17 protein-coding genes and 5 pseudogenes are annotated in these 19,777 nt (G+C 70.4%); 14 read left to right on the top strand and 8 right to left on the bottom strand.

Features of this window, described 5'->3' with window-relative positions; translation table 11 throughout:
- The first annotated feature begins 18 nt into the window (after positions 1-18).
- Positions 19-1,764 (top strand): CocE/NonD family hydrolase, encoded by a 1,746-nt coding sequence (locus ACZ7L0_RS19645; protein WP_471243745.1) that lies wholly within the window; start codon positions 19-21, stop codon positions 1,762-1,764.
- An 11-nt stretch (positions 1,765-1,775) separates the two neighbouring features.
- On the opposite strand, the gene ACZ7L0_RS19650 is transcribed toward ACZ7L0_RS19645, so the two are convergent.
- Positions 1,776-2,324 (bottom strand): YciI family protein, encoded by a 549-nt coding sequence (locus ACZ7L0_RS19650; protein ID WP_471243746.1) that lies wholly within the window; start codon positions 2,322-2,324, stop codon positions 1,776-1,778.
- A 133-nt stretch (positions 2,325-2,457) separates the two neighbouring features.
- The gene (locus tag ACZ7L0_RS19655; RefSeq protein ID WP_471243747.1) at positions 2,458-3,492 is read right to left on the bottom strand and encodes a PucR family transcriptional regulator; all 1,035 of its coding nucleotides are present in this window, start codon (positions 3,490-3,492) and stop codon (positions 2,458-2,460) included.
- A gap of 117 nt (positions 3,493-3,609) precedes the next feature.
- Here ACZ7L0_RS19655 and ACZ7L0_RS19660 point away from each other — a divergent pair, with 117 nt between their 5' ends.
- From ACZ7L0_RS19660 to ACZ7L0_RS19685, 6 genes are all read left to right on the top strand, one after another.
- The gene (locus ACZ7L0_RS19660; protein ID WP_471243748.1) at positions 3,610-4,506 is read left to right on the top strand and encodes an alpha/beta hydrolase; all 897 of its coding nucleotides are present in this window, start codon (positions 3,610-3,612) and stop codon (positions 4,504-4,506) included.
- Positions 4,507-4,676: 170 nt separating this feature from the next.
- Positions 4,677-5,750, top strand: coding sequence for an NAD(P)/FAD-dependent oxidoreductase (locus ACZ7L0_RS19665; RefSeq protein ID WP_471243749.1), 1,074 nt, complete (start codon positions 4,677-4,679; stop codon positions 5,748-5,750).
- A 135-nt stretch (positions 5,751-5,885) separates the two neighbouring features.
- Positions 5,886-6,875, top strand: a complete 990-nt coding sequence (locus tag ACZ7L0_RS19670) for a magnesium and cobalt transport protein CorA (RefSeq protein ID WP_471243750.1) — start codon at positions 5,886-5,888, stop codon at positions 6,873-6,875.
- Positions 6,876-7,205: 330 nt separating this feature from the next.
- Complete coding sequence (locus ACZ7L0_RS19675; RefSeq protein WP_471243751.1) at positions 7,206-8,009, top strand: alpha/beta fold hydrolase; 804 nt, start codon at positions 7,206-7,208, stop codon at positions 8,007-8,009.
- The gene (locus tag ACZ7L0_RS19680; protein ID WP_471243997.1) at positions 8,009-9,298 is read left to right on the top strand and encodes a PP2C family protein-serine/threonine phosphatase; all 1,290 of its coding nucleotides are present in this window, start codon (positions 8,009-8,011) and stop codon (positions 9,296-9,298) included. The genes ACZ7L0_RS19675 and ACZ7L0_RS19680 overlap by 1 nt, the downstream gene beginning before the upstream one ends.
- Positions 9,295-9,633, top strand: a complete 339-nt coding sequence (locus ACZ7L0_RS19685) for an STAS domain-containing protein (protein WP_471243752.1) — start codon at positions 9,295-9,297, stop codon at positions 9,631-9,633. Before ACZ7L0_RS19680 ends, ACZ7L0_RS19685 begins: the two co-directional genes overlap by 4 nt.
- A gap of 52 nt (positions 9,634-9,685) precedes the next feature.
- Here the strand turns inward: ACZ7L0_RS19685 and ACZ7L0_RS19690 are convergent, their stop codons facing one another.
- Together ACZ7L0_RS19690 and ACZ7L0_RS19695 are read right to left on the bottom strand one after the other, a co-directional pair.
- The gene (locus tag ACZ7L0_RS19690) at positions 9,686-10,102 is read right to left on the bottom strand and encodes a nuclear transport factor 2 family protein (RefSeq protein ID WP_471243753.1); all 417 of its coding nucleotides are present in this window, start codon (positions 10,100-10,102) and stop codon (positions 9,686-9,688) included.
- 1 nt (position 10,103) lies between these two features.
- Positions 10,104-10,742: pseudogene (locus ACZ7L0_RS19695) on the bottom strand (MBL fold metallo-hydrolase); the annotation flags it as partial.
- Between ACZ7L0_RS19695 and ACZ7L0_RS19700 the strand changes: the two are divergent.
- The 5 genes and pseudogenes from ACZ7L0_RS19700 to ACZ7L0_RS19720 all read left to right on the top strand — a co-directional run.
- Positions 10,719-11,006 (top strand): annotated as a pseudogene (locus tag ACZ7L0_RS19700) (extracellular solute-binding protein); the annotation flags it as partial. The pseudogenes ACZ7L0_RS19695 and ACZ7L0_RS19700 overlap by 24 nt on opposite strands.
- Before the next feature lie 84 nt (positions 11,007-11,090).
- Positions 11,091-11,716 (top strand): annotated as a pseudogene (locus tag ACZ7L0_RS19705) (carbohydrate ABC transporter permease); the annotation flags it as partial.
- A gap of 34 nt (positions 11,717-11,750) precedes the next feature.
- Positions 11,751-13,889: a beta-galactosidase gene (locus tag ACZ7L0_RS19710; RefSeq protein WP_471243754.1), complete on the top strand. Its 2,139-nt coding sequence runs from the start codon at positions 11,751-11,753 to the stop codon at positions 13,887-13,889.
- 114 nt (positions 13,890-14,003) lie between these two features.
- Positions 14,004-14,543, top strand: a pseudogene (locus tag ACZ7L0_RS19715) (sialidase family protein); the annotation flags it as partial.
- Between the two features lie 649 nt (positions 14,544-15,192).
- Complete coding sequence (locus ACZ7L0_RS19720; RefSeq protein WP_471243755.1) at positions 15,193-15,594, top strand: PPOX class F420-dependent oxidoreductase; 402 nt, start codon at positions 15,193-15,195, stop codon at positions 15,592-15,594.
- Between the two features lie 79 nt (positions 15,595-15,673).
- Here ACZ7L0_RS19720 and ACZ7L0_RS19725 read toward each other — a convergent pair.
- Positions 15,674-16,291, bottom strand: a pseudogene (locus ACZ7L0_RS19725) (zinc-binding dehydrogenase); the annotation flags it as partial.
- A 118-nt stretch (positions 16,292-16,409) separates the two neighbouring features.
- Here ACZ7L0_RS19725 and ACZ7L0_RS19730 point away from each other — a divergent pair.
- Positions 16,410-16,916 carry a hypothetical protein gene (locus tag ACZ7L0_RS19730; RefSeq protein WP_471243756.1) on the top strand — a complete coding sequence of 169 codons (507 nt, stop codon included), beginning with the start codon at positions 16,410-16,412 and terminating at the stop codon, positions 16,914-16,916.
- A 24-nt stretch (positions 16,917-16,940) separates the two neighbouring features.
- Here ACZ7L0_RS19730 and ACZ7L0_RS19735 read toward each other — a convergent pair whose 3' ends face one another.
- Positions 16,941-17,450: a hypothetical protein gene (locus tag ACZ7L0_RS19735; protein WP_471243757.1), complete on the bottom strand. Its 510-nt coding sequence runs from the start codon at positions 17,448-17,450 to the stop codon at positions 16,941-16,943.
- Positions 17,420-18,076 carry a maleylpyruvate isomerase mycothiol-dependent enzyme family protein gene (locus tag ACZ7L0_RS19740; RefSeq protein ID WP_471243758.1) on the bottom strand — a complete coding sequence of 219 codons (657 nt, stop codon included), beginning with the start codon at positions 18,074-18,076 and terminating at the stop codon, positions 17,420-17,422. Before ACZ7L0_RS19740 ends, ACZ7L0_RS19735 begins: the two co-directional genes overlap by 31 nt.
- Positions 18,077-18,412: 336 nt before the next feature.
- On the opposite strand from ACZ7L0_RS19740, the gene ACZ7L0_RS19745 reads away from it, so the two are divergent.
- Positions 18,413-18,949 carry a hypothetical protein gene (locus ACZ7L0_RS19745; protein ID WP_471243759.1) on the top strand — a complete coding sequence of 179 codons (537 nt, stop codon included), beginning with the start codon at positions 18,413-18,415 and terminating at the stop codon, positions 18,947-18,949.
- Between the two features lie 151 nt (positions 18,950-19,100).
- Here the strand turns inward: ACZ7L0_RS19745 and ACZ7L0_RS19750 are convergent, their stop codons facing one another.
- A complete protein-coding gene (locus tag ACZ7L0_RS19750) occupies positions 19,101-19,748 on the bottom strand; it encodes a tetratricopeptide repeat protein (RefSeq protein ID WP_471243760.1) in 648 nt (215 codons plus the stop codon).
- Positions 19,749-19,777: the final 29 nt, after the last annotated feature.

The following is a 19,777-nucleotide window of genomic DNA, read 5'->3' on the forward strand; positions in this document are numbered from 1 at the left end:
CGGAGAGGTGGGTCGCGGATGACGAGCGGATTCAACGAAGAGGTCGGGAGTGGCGAGGCGTCCTGGGCGCTGCTGTCCGCCGTGGCGGACATCGCCGACAGCGGCAGGCGGTCCGCGGAGGACCTGCCCCACGCGCAGGCGTTCGCCCCGCTGGACGAGGTCCGGCTGGCCGCGCTGCGGCAGGCGTTGCGGACCGGGGACACCGCTGTGCTGCCCGAGGACCTGGCAGCGCAGGTGGAGCAGGTGCGCGCCAGGGGATACGAGGAGGTACGGATCCTCGGTGCGGAGGGCGACGAACTCGACGGCGCGCTGTGGACGCACCCGGACGACGAGCCGCGTCCGGCGCTGGTGATGCCCTCCCCTTGGGTCAATCCGGGATGGACCTCGTACACCGGCATCGCCGCCCGCTTCCAGGAGTGGGGCTACCACGTGCTGGCCTACACCGCGCGCGGCTTCGGTGACTCCGGCGGGCTGGTGGAGGCGGCCGGTGAGAAGGACGTCGTGGACGCGGGCAAGGCGGTGGACCATCTGCTGGCACGCCTGGGCGAGCGGGTGACGAAGGTGGGCTTCCTGGGCGAGTCCTACGGCTCCGGCATCAGCCAGCTGGCCGCCGCCGCCGACCTCCGCGTGGCTGCCGTGGCGGCGCTGAGCACATGGGGCGACATGGGCGCGGCCTTCTACGAGAACGGCACCCGGCACCTGGCCTCCGTCGGTGCGCTGAAGTCCTCCCCGACTCCTGGGCGCCTGGCCCCCGAGACCGAGAAGATGTTCGACGCCTTGCTGGGCGGCGGGGACGTGAGCGACCCGCTCGCCTGGGCCGCCCGACGCTCCCCGGTGAACCACGTCGAAGACCTCAACACCCGTGAGGTCCCCGTCCACTTCGTCCACGCCTGGCACGAGACGATCTTCCCGGTCAACCAGACCCTGGAGATGTTCCGCCGCCTGACCGGCCCCAAGCGCCTGTACCTGGGCATCGGCGACCACACCTCGCCGGAGCTGCTGTGCCTGAGCGGAGTACCGGGTGACCCGATCCTCGGGAGCCTGCGCCGGTGGTTCGACCGTTTCCTGAAGGACGAGGACAACGGCGTCGAGAACGAACCGCCGATCACCAGCGAGGTCATGCACACCCGCGTCCGCCACACCTACTCCGGCTGGGAGGACTTCACCGGCCAGGCCCAGCGGCTGTACCTGGGCGCGCCGGAGACCGGGCGCAGGCGCGGGACCCTGGCCGCCGGCCACCCGTCGGGCTGGAGCCTGTCCCTGCAGCCGGGACCGAGCACGCCGGCGAGGGCAGCGGACGCGGTGATCCTCAGCGGTCTGCTGGAGCGGTTCGTCCTGCCCAAGCGGTACCTCACCCACACCTTCGACCAAGGCGCGGCCCAGCAGTGCGTGGGCATCTGGAGCACCGGCCCGGCGAACCCGGGCGGCATCCGGCTGCGCGGCACGCCCCGGCTGAGCCTGAACCTGGCCTCCTCCACCGGCATGGCCACGGTCGTGGCCTACCTGTTCGCCGTGGACCCGCTCGGCGGCGGATACATCGTCAGCCACGCCCCCTTCACCCGCCACGACGGGCAGGCGGGCACCCCGGTGACCGCCGGGTTCGACCTGCAGACCGCCGACTTCTTCCTGCCCGCGGGGTGGCGCCTCATGCTCGTCGTCGACACCGCCGACCCCTTCTACGACACCGCCAACGAACCCGGCACCACCATCACCCTGACCACCGAAGACGGCCAGGCGAGCTACCTCGATCTGCCCGTCGCCTAAGGCGATGTTCGTCACTGCCGCCCGCCGAACTGCCAGTCGTGGACCTCGATGTCGGCGTACCGTCGCGCGGTCAGGACCGCGCGTGCCGTATCCGGGTCAGGGGCCCGGACCAGTGCCGCCGTACCCAGCCAGGCGGCGCCGTCGTCCGACAGCAGCGGCCCGTACGCGATCAGCTCGTCCCGGTCGGGCGGCACGGCGAGGTCGGCGGCCCGACCCGAACCGAGGCCCAGCACCAGGTACCGGTTGCCACCCGTCCGCCCACCGGGGAAATCCCACATGGTGCGCCCCAGCACGTTGCGCCATCGGCGCAGCAGCACGTCCCGGTACACGCCTGCCTGGTAGTTGGGCTCGTTGAAGGCGAACTCGCGGGCGGTGGAGGCGTCTGGCAGGTCGAGGATGTGGACGCTGCCGGTGGGCGTCTCGCCGTCAGCGGCGAAGGTCGGGCCGCGGGCGATCATCTCCTTCTCGTACCGGTCCATGTAGGACCAGTGCTCTTCCAGCAGCTCGTCGCGCAAGGGCAGGGAGCCGAGCCGGTCCCGGTGGTAGCAGAAGAACTCCATGCGCACAGACTCTCCCCAACGTCCGGCGACATCTCAACCGGCTTTGACGGCCATGACCCCACCTCGCCCGACCGGTCGCCCAGACCGAAGTCCCGCACGGCCTGGGGGCTGCTTCGGCCTGGTTCGTCGCCCCTCAGTCGTCGAGCAGCCGCCATGCGGTGAGGGCGAGGGCGGCCCGCGTCAGTCCGGTGGGTTCGGTGAGTTCGATGCCCAGGGTCTTTGCGATCTGTTCGAGTCGGCGGGCGACGCTGCTGTGGTGCAGGTGGAGAAGGTCGGCGGCCCGGCGCAGGGAGCCGGTGGCGCAGTAGGTGTCCAGAGTCTCCAAATCTTCGGGGTTGCCGGCGATCCGGGCGATGGCGGCGACGTCGGCGTTGTCTCGCACGGAGTCCGGGGACACCTGGGCGAGCAGCGCCAACGCCCCCAAGTCGTCGTGGTGGACGACCGGTTGGCGTGGGGTGGTGAAGCGGAGGGCGGTGCGGGCCTGTTGCCAGGACCGGTCGGGGCCATCGGCGGCGCCTATGCCCGCGCGTACGTCTGCCGGGATCCCTGTGGGGTCGACGGTGGTGGCCAGGATGACGCCCACGTCGGCGAGGGACGCCGCCTTCACGGGGCGGGCGGGGCAGAGCAGGGAGCCGATCCGGTCGAGGGGGAGCCGCGAGCGTACGGCGACGACGTGGAGTGGCAGGTCGGCGGCGAACCCCAGGAGCCGTAACGCCCGTGCTCTGGCCGTTTCGTCGCTGTCGGAGCTGATCGCCAGTTCGACGAGGGCAGGATCGGCCATGGTGGTACGGGCCGGACCGTACCGCTCGACGACCGCCGCGGCGGCGATGGCGAGGCGGTCCAGCAGTACTTCGTCGAGCGGATTCGGCGGGCCGGAGCGTTCCAGCCACACGGTGCCTATCTCCTCCTCATCGAGGGTGATCGGCGCCGTCGTGGACGCGGGTGACGGTGGGGCGGACGCCTGCCTGCCGTCGCGCGCGATCCGGGTCACCTGCCCGGTGCCGTGGAGCCGGATCCCGGCCACGCACTCGGCCAGGCCCGCCGAGGCCCGGGCGAGCGTCGGGAGATCCACCCGTCGGCGCATCAGGGTGTCGTAGAACGCGACGACGCGGATCGCGCCTTCGACGTACGAATCCAGCCCCGACAGCCGTACGGCCAGTGCCTCCATGGTCAGAGGATAGGACCCTCTGGCGGGGCGGAGGAGCGCCGATCGGCGCGCGATCCGGCTGGGAAACCCGACAGTTGGCGGATGATCCGGGGGTGGCGGGCGGTGAGGATGGCCGCCATGGATCCCGAACTCGAAGCATTCACCCACTTGCTCCCCAGCAACGACCTGAGCGACCCGGTCACCGCACGCGAGAACTACAACGAGCTTGCCGCCGCGAGGCCGGCACCGGACACCGCGGGAATGGAGATCGAGGACCGCACGGTGGCCGCCGATCCGGACGTGCGGGTGCGGGTCTACCGCCCGCACCAGGCGCAGGGCGCCGTCGTCTGGCTGCACGGCGGCGGATGGGTCATGGGTGACCTGGACACGGAGCACCTGTGGGCCGTCCCGTTGGCGCACCTCTCGGGTGCTGTCGTGATCACCGTCGACTACCGCCTGTCGCCCGAGCACCGCTTCCCGGCCGCCCTGAACGACGTCTACGCCGTGCTGACCTGGACGCACGAACACGCGGCCGAGCTCGGCATCGACCCGGACCGGATCGCGGTCGGAGGCCACAGCGCCGGCGCGAACCTCGCCGCCGCGGCGACCTTGCGTGCCCGCGACGAACAAGGGCCACCGATCCGCTTCCAAGTACTCAACGAGGCCATCCTCGACGACCGGCAGCAGACGTGGTCGGCGCGGAACTTCACCGACACGCCCTGGAACACACGCGCCGTACGCGCCGCCGCGTTGGGGCACTACCTGGGCTCCCAGCCCGCGACGCCATACGCCGCACCGGCGCGCGCCGACGACCTGTCCGGCCTCCCCCCGGCCTATGTCGCCACCGCGGAATTCGACCCCAACCGCGACGAAGGCATCGACTACGCGCTGCGCCTGCTCCAGGCGGGCGTGTCGGTCGAACTGCACCAGTGGCCCGGCACCTTCCACGGGTCGCTGGCGATCCAGTCCGCCGAGGTCTCGCAGCGCCAACTCACCGAACTCGGCGCCGCCCTGCGCCGTGCCCTGGCCGAGTGAGGCCGTCGAAGCCGACCCGGGCCCTCGAAGTCGGCCCACATACGGATCAACCTGCCGCCGCCGGACGAGTTCTGCCGTGACCGCCCCTCGCACGCCGGTATGTCACAGGAGCCGGGGCTGTCTCGTCCTGTGGTCGAGACGATGTACCGACCAGCGCGGTGGAGGCCGAGATGAAGGTTGTAGTGGTGGGTGCCGGATACGCGGGTACGGTCGCGGCGAACCGCATCGCCAAGAAGGTCAAGGCCGCGGAGATCACGGTGATCAACCCACGCCCCGACTTCGTGGAGCGGGTCCGGCTGCACCAGCAGATCGCGGGCACCGCCGTCGCCGCGACGCCCCTCGCCTCGATGCTGCGGGACGGGATCACGACCCGGGTGGGCATCGTCGACAAGCTCGGTGACGGTGTCGTCTCGCTCGCGGACGGCGAGAGTATCGACTTCGACTATGCCTTCCTCGCTGTGGGCAGCACGGTCCAGCCGCTGCCGGGAACGGTCCCGGTGGGCTCCTGGGAGGGGGCGGAGCGGGCCCGTACGGCGCTCGCCGAACTTCCGGCGGGCGGCACCGTCACGGTGGTCGGGGGCGGTGCGACAGGTGTCGAGACGGCGGCCGAAGTGGCCGAGGCCCGGCCGGACCTGCGCGTGCGGATCGTCGGGTCGCGGATTGCCGGGAACGTCTCCGGTGGGGCGCGCAAGCACGTGCTCGCCGGTCTGGAGCGGCTGAAGGTCGGCATCGTGGAGGACGGCGTCACGGAAGTCGTCCCGGGGGCAGGGGAGTGCGACGTGGTGCGCCTGCGCTCGGGCGCGGAGCTCGACTCCGACCTGACCCTGTGGGCGATCGTGTCGGGCGTCCCCGACCTCGCGGCCCGCAGCGGTCTCGCGGTCGATGCGGAGGGCCGCGCCATCGTGGACGAGTTCCTGCGCAGCGTCACCGACGAACGGATCTTCGTCGTGGGGGACAGCGCCGCAGTGCCCGGAGCTCGCTTCGGCTGCCAGACCGCCGGGCCGCAGGCCGGCCATGCGGCCAACACCCTGGCCCGCCTGGTCGAGGGCCGCGAGCCGGAGCCGTACCCCCTGCGCTACGTGTCACGGGCCGTGAGTCTCGGTCGCAAGGACGGGGTGGTCCAGTTCACCCGGCGGGACGACACCCTCCGGAAGGGGTACATCGCGGGGCGCACCGGGGCCGTGGCCAAGGAGCTGACGTCCTGGGGCGGGAAGTTCGGATCCCGCACCGGCATCAGCGGTTGACGGCATCAGCGCTGACGGCACCGGAAGCGTCGTGGTGTGAAGAGTACGTGCCCATCGGGTGCAGACGGTATCTCCTGCCGGTGGTGGACCGCGGGGTGGAGGCATGCATTCGCCGCGACGGTGCAAGTGTGAGGAATGAGGTGCTTTATCTATCGTGAGCCGCCGGGCTCGCCGGAGCGGGTGGACTGCGGTCAGGCCGACGGCGGCCGGGCGGCGGCGCTGAAGAGTCTGCAGCATCTGGGGGAGCGGGAGTTCTGCTGGGTGCACCTGGACGATCCGGCCCCGGAAGATCTGGAGGAACTGGCGGACCCGCTGGGGTTGCATCCGCTGGCGGTGGAGGACGCGGTCCAGGCGCACCAACGCCCCAAGCGGGAGCGGTACGGGGACGTGCTCGCGGTGGCGCTGAAGACGCTGTGGTACGTCGAGGACGGCTGCGAGGTGGAGACCGGCGAGGTGATGGTCTTCACCGGCCCGCAGTTCGTCCTGACCGTCCGCCACGGCCCGGTCGACCCCACCACCGAGGCCGCCCGGCGGCTCGGAGACGACCCGCAGACGCTGCGGTTCGGGCCGGTCGCCGTGCTGCACGCCGTCCTGGACACGGTGGTCGACTCCTACATCGAGGCCGCTGTCCGAGTCCGGGCCGACCTGACCGCGCTGGAGCGACACGTGTTCTCCCCGGAGCGTGAGGATCTGACCGAGCAGATCTACTCGCTCAAACGCGAGGTCCTGGAGTTCCGGGACGCGGTGCAGCCCCTGGCCCCGGTGGTCCAGGACTTCGCCGGCCCACAGGCGGGATGGCCCGAGGAGATGCTGCCGTACTTCCGCGACGTCGCCGACCACCTGCACCGCACCGACACCGAGGTCCGCTCGCTCGACGAACTGCTCAACTCCGCGCTCGACGCCCACCTCGCCCGGGTCGGTACCTGGCAGAACGACGACATGCGCCGCATCTCCGCCTGGGCCGCCATCCTGGCCACCCCGACCCTCGTCGCCGGGATCTACGGCATGAACTTCGCGCACATGCCGGAACTGAGCTGGGTGTACGGTTACCCGCTCGCCATCGCCGTGATGGTGACCGCCGCCGTCCTCCTGCACCGGACCTTCCGCCGCAACGGCTGGCTGTGAACGGCTCCTGACGCGGCTGGGCTGCGGGGGTGTCAGCCCTGGGCGAGCTGATCGGCCGGGCGACGGGTCCGCGCGAGAGGGCCGGAAGGCCTAGTGCGGGCGCACCAGGGTATTCGAGGGGCGTCGGCGGGGAAGCGGCGCAGCACCTGGGGAGGTCAAGCGCTGCTTCCCTGCCCACAGTGATCTCGGCGCCCGGAGAAGGGCTACGCGAGCCCAGCGCTTTTCGCACCGGGTCCCGGTGCGGTCCATGACTGCGGCGACCGGCAGGGCATCCCGCACGACAACGGGGCCGTGGCGAAGCGGTGAGCGGGGCTTGAGAAACTGGTGGGTATGGATATCGCTCGCAGGAACAACGTCACCGTCACCGGCAACCCGCAGGGGCCGACGGTGGTGCTGGCTCACGGGTTCGGCTGTGACCAGAACATGTGGCGGCTTACGGTTCCTGCCCTGGTCGAGGAGTACCGGGTGGTGCTGTTCGACTACGTGGGTTCGGGCCGCTCGGACCCGTCCGCGTTCACGGAGGACCGTTACGCCTCTCTGGACGGATATGCCCGAGATGTGGTGGAGGTCTGCGAAGCGCTCGACCTGCGCGACGCGGTGTTCGTGGGGCACTCGGTCAGCGCGATGATCGGGGTGCTGGCCGCCGGCATGGCCCCGGAGCGTATCGGGGCGCTGGTGATGGTCGCTCCGTCTCCGCGGTACATCGACGACGGCGGCTACCGCGGCGGGTTCAGCGCCCAGGACATCGACGAACTGCTGGAGGCCCTGGAGTCGAACTACCTCGGCTGGTCGGCGGCGATGGCACCGGTGATCATGGGCAACGCGGAGCAGCCCGAGCTCGGCGAGGAGCTGAAGAACAGTTTCTGCGCCACCGACCCGGACATGGCGCTGATCTTCGCCCGGACCACGTTCCTGTCGGATTCGAGGGACGACCTGAAGGGTGTGAGGGTGCCGACGCTGGTGCTGGAATGCACCCAGGACGTCATCGCCCCCCGGGAGGTCGGCGCCTTCGTCCACCAGGCGATACCCGGCTCGACTCTCGTCACGCTCGACGCGACCGGGCACTGCCCGCACCTGTCCGCGCCCGAAGCCACCAACGAGGCGATCAGGAACTTTCTGGCGGACCTGCGATGATGTGCCGCGCCGGGCAGCAGCCCGACCCGCATGACGCCGACGACGAGAAAACATCGGATGCGGCGTTCGCCGCACTGCTGGAGGACAGCGCCGAGGAACTGTACGAGAGCGCGCCGTGCGGGTACCTGTCCACGCTGATGGACGGCACCATCGCCAAGATCAACACCACCCTGCTGGGCTGGCTCGGTCTGGAGGAGGAAGCGGTGGTGGGCCGCATGCGGTTCACCGACCTGCTGACCGTGGGCGGCAAGCTGTACCACGAGACGCACTTCGCGCCGCTGCTGCGGATGCAGGGCGAGATCAGCGGCATAGCCCTGGAGATCAAACAGGCCGACGGCGGTCGGATGCCGGTGCTGGCCTCCTCCCTGGTCAAGTACGGCAGTACCGGCGAGCCGCTGCTGATCCGCACCACTCTCTTCGACGCCCGGGACCGCCGCGCCTACGAGGAGGAACTCCTGCGCGGCCGGAAAGCGGCCGAGGAAGCGCGCAAACAGGCGGAGGCCGACCGCGCGCGACTGCAGGACGCCCTCGCCGTGCTCCAGCAGTCGCTGCTGCCCTCCGCCCTGCCGCCGGTACCCGGAGTGGAGACGGCCGCCCATTACCACACCGCCTCCCCGGACCGACTCGGCGGCGACTTCTACGACGTCTTCCCCGTCGACGGCAAACGCTTCGCCTTCTTTCTCGGCGATGTGTGCGGGAAGGGGCCCCAGGCCGCCGCGGTCACCTCACTCACCCGCTACACCCTGCGCGCCGCAGCCCTGCACGATCCCGACCCCGTCTCCGCTCTGTCCACCCTCAACAAGGTGCTCCACGAGCGCTACGCCGGCAGCGGCGACCCGCGCTACTGCACCACGGTCTTCGGCACACTCGAACCCGACCCCGCGACCGGGCAGGTCGCCGTCCACCTCGCCTCGGGCGGCCACCCGCCGGCCCTGGTGTTGCGCGCGGACGGCACGGCCGACTTCCTGCCCACCCCCGGCGGCCTCCTCGTAGGCATCCTGCCCGCCGCTCGCTTCACCACCGCCACGACCGTCCTCGCCCCCGGCGACACCCTTCTGCTGTACACCGACGGCCTCACGGAAGCCCGTACCGGTGAGGACCGCACCACCCTGTACGGGGACGAGGCCCTGCTCGCCTTCGCCGCCGACCACGCCGGCAAGCCCGCCCACGCCGTCATCCAGGCCCTGACCGGCCTGCTGAACAGCCTCGGCGAGGGCCTCGACGACGACACCGCCCTGCTCGCCCTAGGCGTTCCCGCCCCTGGCCCTCAGACGAAGAACAGACGATGAGCCCGCTGAAGATCACCACCCGAGACGCCGCGACCGGTCCCGTTCTGGGGATCAGCGGAGATCTCGACTACGCCAACGCCACCGAGCTGCGTGAACTGATCACCACGATCAGCCTCCAGCCGGGGCAGCGCCTGATTCTGGACCTGGCCGGTCTTGAGTTCTGCGACTCCAGCGGCATCACCGCCCTGATCGCCGCCCGCAACCACGCCCATGCCGCCGACGCGGACTTCGCGCTCGCCGCCGTCCCCGCCAACACCCTGCGCATCCTGCGCATCGTCGGCCTCGACCAGATCTTCCCCGTCCACCCCGACACCGACACCGCCGTCCGGTCCTGACCCGTGACGACCTCCCCGCGTCAGCGACGGAGGCGATGAGGACGGCGCGCGGTTACGCCTCGGCGGTCGTCGCGTCGCGGACCTTGGCGGTGTCCACGAACTGTTCGAAGCGGACGATCAGCCCGCCACGTACGACGAAGTGATGCGCGACGCGTACGTCGACCGGTTTGCCCGTGGCCCGGTTGACGGCCGTGTAGCGGGCCAGGACGACGACGTTCTCGCCGTCGACGACGTACGTGTCGTCGTGGGCGGCCCAGTTCTCCCACTCCTTGGCGAGCTGCTCCATGACGTGGGAGGTGACGCCGCCGGGCGTGCGGTAGGTGCCGGCGAGGGGGAAGCCGGCCATCTCGGTCCACTCCACGTCGGGGGCGAGAGTGGCGCGCAGGGCTTCCAGGTCCCCGGCGGCGGAGGCCAGGTACTGGCGCCGTACGACGTCGGCGGGGGCGGTGGAAACGGCGAACTCGCTCACATCAGCCCCACTTCATCTCGCCCTTGGCGACCTTGGCGCCGATGTGGGCGGCGATCAGCATGCCGTGGTCGGGGTAGCGGCTGACGAGGGCGTCGGTCAGCGCGGCACCGTCGGCGGCCCTGGCCAGCTCCTCCTCGAACGCCACCAGGTAGTCGCGGGTGGCGGTGATGGCGGAGGCGTCGGCGGCGGTACCGGGCAGACGGTGGCCGGGGACGGCCAGCCGCGGTTCGAGGGCGGCCATCTCGTCGAGCAGCTTGATCCAGGCGACGCGTTGCTCGGGGCTCCGGGTGTCGGCGACCCAGACGTGTTCCTTCTGGAACAGCAGCACCCCGCCGACGATGGCGTGCTGCTCGGGCTGCCACAGGTAGTGACGGTCGGCCAGTTCGGCCGGGCCGCCCTTCAGCTCGAAGCGGTGGCCCTCCAGGGCGAGGTCGCCGGTGAGCGGTTCGAGCTCGACCAGGCGCGTGGGCAGGTTCGGGCCGAGGGCCGCCCAGGCCTTGAGCTTGCCCTCGTAGGAGTGGTGGATGTGCTCGATGACGTGCTCGGTGGCGACGAACCTCGCCTCGGGGAAGGCGTCGGCGAGGACTTCGGCGCCGAAGTAGAAGTCGGGGTCGCCGTGGCTGATGAACACGGTGGTCAGCTGAGTTCGTGGACTGGACGTGGGGACAGGTCAGCGGACCCGGCGGCGAGGTCTGGGCGATCCCCCCAGGACACCGGACCCATGGGGATGCTCCACCGCAAGGACATCTTCGACAAGCACGGCATCCAAGTGCCGAAGACCTGGGACGAGTTCGCGGCCGCCGCACGCAAGCTCCACAAGGCGGACCCGGACGTCTACCTGACCAACCTCGCGGCCAACGAACCCGCCGCCTGGCACGGCCTGCTGTGGCAGGCGGGCGCCAAGCCGTACGCGACCTCGGGCAAGAGCACTCTCTCCATCGGCGTCGACGACGCCGTCTCCAAGAAGCTCGGTGACTACTGGGGCGGCTGGCTGCTGGTCGCCTCGACCAAGAACACCCAGGACCTGTTCACCAGCTTCGGCCTGTGGTTCTCCCGTGCCCCGCGGCTGCTGGGCAACATTCGGGCGACCTTCACCCAGGACGACGGCGTCTTCGCGCACTGGCTGCTCAACACCGCCGTGTACGCCGCCGTCAGCGCGTTCGGCGCCGCACTGCTCGCGGCGGCCGGCGGCTACGGCTTCGCCAAGTTCCGCTTCCGCGGCGACCGGGCCGCCTTCAACCTCGTACTCGGCGCCATCATGGTCCCGGCCACCGCGCTGGCGATCCCCACCTATCTGCTGTTCGCCAAGGCCGGCCTGGTCAACACCCCCTGGGCGATCATCCTGCCGTCCCTCGTCAACCCCTTCGGCCTCTACCTCATGCGCATCTACGCGGCCGACGCCGTCCCGGACAGCCTCCTGGAGGCCGCCCGCATCGACGGGGCCGGGGAGACTGGGCCGCCCAGGCGCAGAACGGCGGGGCCGGCGCCGGCAGCGACATGCTCCCGCTCGTCGTGACCGGCTCCCTGATCTCCATCGTGCCGCTCGTCTTCGCCTTCCTCCTGCTCCAGCGCTACTGGCAGAGCGGTCTGGCGACCGGAAGCGTCAAGCAGTAGCCCGCTCATCCCTCGTTCCTCCGGAGGCTCCTCCATGGCGGATCTGCCCGCCCGCGTCCTGTTCGGCGCCGCGTACTACCACGAGTACACGCCCGCCTACGGCCCCGAACCGCGGCCCGGCGAACGGCTCAAGACCGACCTCGACCTGATGGCCGAGGCGCACTTCACCGTGATCCGGGTGGGCGAATCGGTCTGGTCGACCTGGGAGCCGGCAAACGGCCGCTTCGACCTCGAGTGGCTACAGCCGGTCCTCGACGCCGCCCACGAGCGCGGCATCTCCGTCATCATCGGCACGCCGACGTACGCGGTGCCACCGTGGCTCGCCCGCCAGTACCCGGAGATCACGGGGGAGTACGCCACCGGACGGCGCCTCGGCTGGGGCGCCCGCCAGGAGGTGGACTTCACCCACCCCGCCTTCCGCTTCCACGCCGAACGGATCATCCGCGAGATCGTCGCCCGGTACGCCGGTCACCCGGCGGTCATCGGGTGGCAGGTGGACAACGAACCGGGCCTGCACCTCTTCCACAACCAGGGCGTCTTCCAGCGCTTCGTCGACCATCTCCGCGAGAAGTACGGCGATGTGGAGACCCTCAACCGGGAGTGGGGCCTCGTGTACTGGTCCCACAGGCTGTCCACCTGGGCCGACCTGTGGACCCCGGACGGCAACGCCCAGCCGCAGTACGACGTCGCGTGGCGGGAGTTCCAAACCCGCCAGGTCACCGAGTTCATCGGCTGGCAGGCCGACATCGTCCGTGAGTACACCCGCCCCGAGCAGTTCGTCACCACCTGCATCTCCTACACGCGCCAGGCAGTGGCGGACGACGAGCTGTCCGACCGGCTCGACATCGCCTCCGGCAACCCGTACTACGACATGCAGGACGGTCTCCTGCTCCCCGACCCCACGCCCGACGAGCACGAGCAGATCTGGAAGACCACCGGCGTCTGGTCGATGTACCAGACCGCGGACTGGATGTTCTCCTCCCGGCAGGAGCCGTTCCTGGTCACCGAGACCAACGCGAGCTCCATCGGCTTCGCGTGGGACAACCGCCCCGCCTACGACGGCCAGTGGCGGCAGGCCGCGTGGGCGCACGTGGCCCGCGGCGCGCGGATGATCGAGTACTGGCAGTGGCAGACGCTGCGCTTCGGCGCCGAGACCTACTGGGGCGGTGTCCTGCCGCACAACGGACAGCCCGGCCGCGCCTACACCGAACTCGCCCGCCTGGGCGCCGAGATCGAGACGGCCGGGCCGCTCGTCGCCGGAATCGAGCCGGACGCCGACATCACGATGGTCTACTCGACGCCCAGCAAGTGGCTCATGCAGAAGCACCCACCGCTCGCGACCGCCGACGGCGACCCCGACCCCGCCGCCTACCACCGCATCTTCGACCCCTTCTACCGCGGCGCGTTCGAGGCAGGCCGTCAGGTCCGGATCGTGCACGCCCGGCACCTGCACGACCCGCGCGGCGAGCAGGAGGGCACCGCGCCGGAGGAGGCCGCACGCCGTCACCCCGTGCTGGTCGTACCGGGGCTGTACATCGCCGCCGACGCGACCCTCGACTGGCTCGCCGCCTATGCCGGGGCGGGCGGCCATCTGGTTCTCGGCCCGCGCACCGGATACGCCGACCACGAGGCCCGGGCCCGGCACGAAGCGGCACCCGGACGCCTCACCGAGGCCGCGGGCGTCACGTACGACGAGTTCAGCAACCTCGTGCGCGACGTCCCGGTCCACCCCGTGCCCGGCAGCGCGCTGCGGCTGCCGCAGGAGGCGGTGGCGACCCGCTGGGCCGACGGCCTGACCGTCACCGACGCCGACGTGCTCGCCGCGTACGACCACCCGCACTTCGGCCGCTGGCCCGCCATCACCACCCGCCGCCACGGAGAGGGCCGCGTCACCTACGTCGGCACCGTCCCCGGCCGGGCCCTCGCCCGCGCGCTGGCGACATGGCTTACACCCTCCGCACGCCACGGCTGGCGGGACCTCCCGGAATCGGTCACCGCCACGACCGGTACCTCACCCGACGGGCGCCGTGTCCACATCGTCCACAACTGGAGCTGGGAGCCCGCCCGCGTCCAGGCCCCGGTGGATCTCTCCGACGCCCTGAACGGCACGTCCGTCCCCGCGGGCACGGCGCTGGACCTCGGCGCCTGGGACGTACGCGTACTCGTCTCCTGATCCACCTCTCGCGAGCAACACCACGGTCATCCCCCGAGGAGGGGCAATGCACGGAAGAAGACTCGGGAAGCACTGGGAACCTTCGTCGCGGCATCAGCGATGCTGGCGCTGCCCATGGCCGGCGCGCAGGCCTACAACCCGACGGGCGGGATCCTCTACCAGCTCGGCGATGAACCGTGCCTGAAAGGGCGGGGCAACTGCGCGGTCTACCCCAAGTCGGCGCAGTTGCCGAGCGGACGTCTGGTCGCGTCGTTCGAGAAGGCGACTGTCGTACCGGCGACGGGGAGCGCCGACGGACAGACACTCCCGATCTACAAGAGCGACGACCACGGCAGGCCGTGGCAGCCGCTGTCAGAGGTCAAGGCACCGGCGTACCTCTCCCGCGACCCCAAGTACGCCAAGTACACGAGCAATTGGACCAACCCGTATCTCTACGTGCTTCCGCAGGACGTCGGAAACCTGAGGAAGGGCACGCTGCTCCTCGCGAGCGTCGTGTCGGGCGACGACTACTACTACAAGAAGCACAAGGCAGCCGACCCGAACTGGACGCCCTCCAACGACGGCGACCGCGAGAACCTGGCGATCGCCCTGTACTCCAGCACCGACCAAGGTGCCACCTGGAACGTCGTCAACGTCATCGCGACCGGCGGCTGGTGCGCCACGGGCAGCTGGAACGTCAGCAGGACCACCGACGGCTACTACAAGTTCCAGGCGGCCGAGACCCCGAACGTACACCTGACCGGCGCATCCCGCGGAGCGGCGCTGACCTTGCAGAACGCGGTCACCGACGGCTCGCAGGAGTGGCAGCTCGTCCAGCGGACCCCGGCGTCCGCGGACCTGACGAAGGAGGAGCGGTCCGGGAACCCTGATCGCGGCGAGCCGGGTCGGGGCGCGGGCAACCGTGTCGCTGGACGCCGCGACGTCGGATCCCGCGGGCCGTGGCCTGCACGCGAACACGACCGGCCACGTCTACGTGTTCGCGGCCGACGGGAAGGTCATCGACCTCGGCCCGGTCGCCTTCGACGAGGACCAGCAGGGCAGCGTCACGCTTCCGGCGACGATCACGGGCGGGGAGAAGATCAAGATCGCCGTGGTCTTCGACGACACACCGCTGATCTGGGACGCGGCCACGGTGCGGGCCGCTGCCACCGGACGCTGAGCCGTGGCTCGGGGTGAGCCGGTTCAATAGCTCTCGCTGGAGGGCCGTTTTCAGCTCCTCGCACATGAACCATATGCTCAACCGTGCGGGGGGCGGGGGGCGGGGCCCACCCCACCCCACCGAACCGACCTCTGGAGAACCTCCGTGCCCGTGCCCCTCGGCGAGGACCTGGTGGCGCTGCTGCGCCGCCCCGCCACCTGCTACATCGCCACGACGATGCCCGACGGCTCGCCCCAGCTCACCCAGACATGGGTCGACACCGACGGCGAGCACGTCCTGATCAACAGTGTCGAGTCGCATCAGAAGACCCGAAACATCGCGCGCGACCCGCGGGTGGCCGTCGCGGTCGCCGACCCCTCGGAACCGGCCTCCTACGTCCAGATCCGCGGACGTGTGGTGCGCGTGACCACCGAGGGGGCGGTCGACCACATCGAGGCGCTCGCCCAGAAGTACCTCGGCGGCCCCTACCCGTGGTTCGGCGGCCGGGACCAAGTCCGGGTGATCTATGTGATCCAACCCGAACGGATCAGCAGCCCTCGCGGCTGACGCCACAGCAATGTGCGTTCGACACCACCTTTCAGTTCCCACTAATGCCACCCATCCTCGAAGCCGGGCGGCAGGCCCGTCAGCCGGGGACGGTGACCAGTACCCGCCCCCGCCCGCCCGCGTCGACCCGGTCGTGGGCCTTGGCGATGTCGTCGAGCGGGTAGCGGTCGCCGACGTCGACGCCCAGGGCGCCTGCCGAGGCCGCCGCGGTGAGATCGCGGGCGGCCTGCCGCTTGGCCGCGGCGGGGAAGTCGTCGCTGCCGAGCAGGCGCAGGGTGACGTTGTTGAACAGCAGGGGCCAGAAGGGGAGTTCGGTACGGTCGGCGTGGGTGCCGTAGGCGGCGATGACGGCGTCGAGCGCGGCCACGGCGGTGTCGAGGTCGGCGTTGGCCGACAGCGATACCTCGATGACGCGGTGCACGCTGTCGGGCGCGTACGCACGGATCGCCGCTGCCGGGTCGCCGGAGTCCAGGGCGACGGCGTGGGAGACGACAGCCGGGTCGACACGGTCCAGATCACCGCTGTGGCGGACGGTGCCGAGGACGGTGGCACCGCCCCAGCGGGCGAGCTGCGCGGCCAGGGAGCCGACGCCGCCGAGGACGCCGTGCACGAGCACGAGCCGGCCGTCGACCGGGCCGTCGGCGAACACGGCCCGGTGAGCGGTGACGCCGGGGATGCCCAGGCTCGCGCCCAGTTCTGGGCTCGTCGGGGGAGGAGGGATCCTGTCGGTCGTGTCCTCGCCGAGGACTTCGTGCAGCCAGGCCCGCTCGATGTGGATGCTCGAGCGCCCGTGAGACCGCACCAGGCCGTGACTGATGATTGATCTTGCCGTGGCACGGTTTCCCTGTGGAGAAGGAGGAGCGCTGATGCGGCTCGAGCGTGGAGCGACTGGGTTTTGGGGCCACGGTGACGAACCGGTTCCGGAGACGGACGAGACGCTCTTTCGTAGCGCCTGCTGGGAAGCCGCAAGAGGGATCGGTGGCCGTGTCAGCGAGCCGGCCTACCCCGAGGTGTCCAGCTTCCACTCGGTCACCATCACCGGACGCGCGGAGACGTATGTCGTGCTGTGCCACGCGCACCTGCCGATCATCGCCTTCGCCGGGGCACCTCCCATACCAGGCCGGCCACTGTCGGGCTTCGAGGACCCGCCGCAGTGGGCGGCCGGCCTCGAAGTCGCCGGTTTCCGCTGCCTGCCCGTCGAGCAGCTGAGTACGCCGATGTCCAGGGTGGATGTGACCGGGCTGGCGGAAGCGGAGCTCACTCAGATCCGTGACTGGCGTCCCGCGGTGTTGAGCGACCTGCTGTTCAACTGGTGGGACTGAAGGCCGACGATGCGACGTGCAGCCTCAGTGCCGCTGCGTATCGAAGCGCTGGAGCTCGACTCGCAGGCCGTGCCGGCGAGCCAGGTCCACGGTGCCTTGCACGGCATCCGCGAGCGCGGTCTTCAGCCTGCCCAGCTCGGCGATCCGCTGCTCTTTGTCCGGCGCCGCGTCTACAGCCCGCCAGGCGGCGCGGTACGCGCCCTCCAACGGCTCCATCGTCTCGTGCAGTTCGATGATCGCGTCCAGGCCAAGAGTGATCTGACGGCGGTGAGCGGCCATGTCCAGCTGGGCGGTGACCGAGATCAGGTCTCCGACCAGCTGAATGTGGGCTACTCCGACCTTCATGCTCAGCAGGATTTCAGCCAGAACGGCGTTCCAGTGTTCTTCTCCAGGCGGCACTGTGTCATCCGTTTCCACGAACTTCCAGACCTCCTGGTACGGGCTCTCGTTGTCCTCTGCATCGCCGGGGCGACCGGCGTCGGGCCTGATCCGCACGAAACGGCTCAGGTCCGGGGCGTGCCGTCCCAGCGCCATGTGGTCGGACGAGGGTGTCCGGACAGTTCACCGCGCCCGGTGGCCCACAACAGGGTGGGCCAGGGATCCGTGGATTCAGGGGCGTCGGGGAAGAGCCGGGCGAGCACCCTCGCGCACAGATCGGCGGGCGGGTTCCAGGCGAGCCCGATGCCCTGCGCCAGGTCGTGCGTGTGCACCAGGGTCTCCACGATCCCCATCGCGGCGAAGCCCTCGGGGTCCGAGACGCCGAAGACGTGGTAGGCGCGGGTCTGCGGAGGCGCCGTGCGCACCATGGCGACCAGCAGCGCGCCGCTCGCTTCCAGCACCTGCAACAGGCCGCCAGGCCCCGCCTCACGGTCCGCGTGAATGGCGTTCGCCGGTCCGCCAGGCCGTCGGCTCTCCCACACGAAAGGCACCTCGCCCTCCAAGGGCGGTGTTCTGGGGCCCAGTTGCGCGGCATAGGCGAAGAGGTCGTCGCTGAGGTGCTCGACGGTCTCCCAGCAGTCCCACTCCAGCGAACCCGCCTTACCGTCCCACGCGGCCGGGGGCGCCTCGCGAAGGACGCTCACAGCGAGCCGCACGGCAAGGTCGAGGTCGTCCGCAGTGACGGAGGACGGGGAGAAGCCGGTCTTGGCTGATCGGGACATGGCAGGACCGTACCGCGACCGGAAAGAGCCGCGCCCCTCCTTACGAGTTACCGGCTGCGCGAAACCTTCATGTGATCATTCGCTTCCATGTGATTATTCGTCAGACAGCTCCTGGATCATGTCCCACGGAACTTGTTTGTCCACCCCTCAGGGGGCGGCGAGAATGCCGCCCAGGTGCGAGAGACGGAGGACGGGATGAAGCGGCTGCGGCGGGACAGGGCGGAGAAGACAGGCCCCTTGCGGCTCGACGGCGTGTCCAAGACGCCTGGTCCGACCCCGGTCCCACACAGGCCCGCACCCAAGTTGGTGACGGCTGGAGGCCCGGTACTGCAGCAGGTGTCCGGCACCGGCGCCCGCGTGGTGGAACTGACCACCGGAACGGAACCGGTGATCATCAGCATCACGCACCACGGGCCGGGCCACTTCGTCGTCGACACCCTCGACGGCACGATGCGTTCGGCCGGTCAGCCCGTCTGCACAACGGGCCCTTTTGCCTGCCGGGCCTTGGTCAACGCCGATGACCGTCCGGTCCGTGCCCTGCGCGTTCAGGCGGACGCGCCGTGGACGGTCGAGGTCACCGGCCTCGCGGATGCCGTCGTCCTCGACGGTCACGCCGAGCGCGCCGCTTCGGACGTACTCCGCTACACCGGCGGGCCGGCCGTCGCCGGTCTGCGCTACGACGGGGACCAGAGCGCTCCTGACGGCGGCTACTTCCTCGCAGACTCCTTCGCACCCGACGGTTCGGGCTTCCTCGACGAGCTGGCCAACCATGTGGGCCCATGGCACGGCGAAGTCCCGCTGTCAGGACCATGTCTGCTGTACGCACGGGCCGATGGACCGTGGAGCATCACGGTCCGCCCACTCCGAGGCTAGGGTCTGCTGCGAAAGTGGATCTCGGGGCCATGGATGATCACGCTCCGTGGGGCGTGGCGCTTCTCCGTCCCGGTGTCTGCGGACCGAGTCCGCGACTGTGCCGGTCGCAGTCCGCAACGAGTGGCTGCGACCAGCACTTTCCCATCGGTCCCTAAGGGCGGAAGTGCGTGCGGGCCTGCTCGATCCACCCCGACACGGCCTTGGCACCGCACTCGTCGGCGACCGACTCGGCCTCGTCGAGGTGGTGGAGCGCTGCCGATCGGTCGCCGGTCTCGGCCGAGAGATAGGCGAGCGCCACCAGGCCTGCCGCTTCCCCGGGTCTGAAGCCGATCTCCCGACGCAGCGACACCGATTCGGTCAACCGCTCGCGGGCCTGATCGAACCGGCCCGCGTCCCTGTCGGCGAAGCCCAGATGGCGTGTCGCGTAGGACATCGTCATCCGGTCGTCGACGGACTTCGCCAGCGCGTACGACCGCTCGAAGTACGGCCTGCCGGTGGCGCCGTCGCCCTTCACCACCTGATGCCAGCAGCCGACCCAGAACAACGCGTCCGCCTCGCCCGACGCGTCCCCCAGACGTCGGTACAACTCGGCCGCGCGCTCGAACAGCACCAGTTCCTGGCCGTTCTCCTCGCGGTCGTTCAGGAAGCGGACGTGCAGTACCTTGCCCCGCGCCATGGCAAGCGGCGCCTCGATCGCGTCCAGCATGTCATCGGACCGGTCCAGCGCGGAGGTGTCCCCGCCGAACATCGCCGCTTCGAACAGCTCTTCCGCGTGACCGATCCAGTCCTGCTCTCGCATGCCCCGACCCCTCCCCGTTGGACGATTCG

This window comes from Streptomyces sp. NPDC039424 (assembly GCF_055639495.1).

Bases quoted from the DNA above. Each gene is read 5' to 3' on its own strand.
- ACZ7L0_RS19645 (WP_471243745.1), top strand. From the start codon at position 19: ATGACGAGCGGATTCAACGAAGAGGTCGGGAGTGGCGAGGCGTCCTGG.
- ACZ7L0_RS19650 (WP_471243746.1), bottom strand. From the start codon at position 2,324: ATGGAGTTCTTCTGCTACCACCGGGACCGGCTCGGCTCCCTGCCCTTG.
- ACZ7L0_RS19655 (WP_471243747.1), bottom strand. From the start codon at position 3,492: ATGGAGGCACTGGCCGTACGGCTGTCGGGGCTGGATTCGTACGTCGAA.
- ACZ7L0_RS19660 (WP_471243748.1), top strand. From the start codon at position 3,610: ATGGATCCCGAACTCGAAGCATTCACCCACTTGCTCCCCAGCAACGAC.
- ACZ7L0_RS19665 (WP_471243749.1), top strand. From the start codon at position 4,677: ATGAAGGTTGTAGTGGTGGGTGCCGGATACGCGGGTACGGTCGCGGCG.
- ACZ7L0_RS19670 (WP_471243750.1), top strand. From the start codon at position 5,886: ATGAGGTGCTTTATCTATCGTGAGCCGCCGGGCTCGCCGGAGCGGGTG.
- ACZ7L0_RS19675 (WP_471243751.1), top strand. From the start codon at position 7,206: ATGGATATCGCTCGCAGGAACAACGTCACCGTCACCGGCAACCCGCAG.
- ACZ7L0_RS19680 (WP_471243997.1), top strand. From the start codon at position 8,009: ATGTGCCGCGCCGGGCAGCAGCCCGACCCGCATGACGCCGACGACGAG.
- ACZ7L0_RS19685 (WP_471243752.1), top strand. From the start codon at position 9,295: ATGAGCCCGCTGAAGATCACCACCCGAGACGCCGCGACCGGTCCCGTT.
- ACZ7L0_RS19710 (WP_471243754.1), top strand. From the start codon at position 11,751: ATGGCGGATCTGCCCGCCCGCGTCCTGTTCGGCGCCGCGTACTACCAC.
- ACZ7L0_RS19730 (WP_471243756.1), top strand. From the start codon at position 16,410: ATGATTGATCTTGCCGTGGCACGGTTTCCCTGTGGAGAAGGAGGAGCG.
- ACZ7L0_RS19735 (WP_471243757.1), bottom strand. From the start codon at position 17,450: ATGGCGCTGGGACGGCACGCCCCGGACCTGAGCCGTTTCGTGCGGATC.
- ACZ7L0_RS19740 (WP_471243758.1), bottom strand. From the start codon at position 18,076: ATGTCCCGATCAGCCAAGACCGGCTTCTCCCCGTCCTCCGTCACTGCG.
- ACZ7L0_RS19750 (WP_471243760.1), bottom strand. From the start codon at position 19,748: ATGCGAGAGCAGGACTGGATCGGTCACGCGGAAGAGCTGTTCGAAGCG.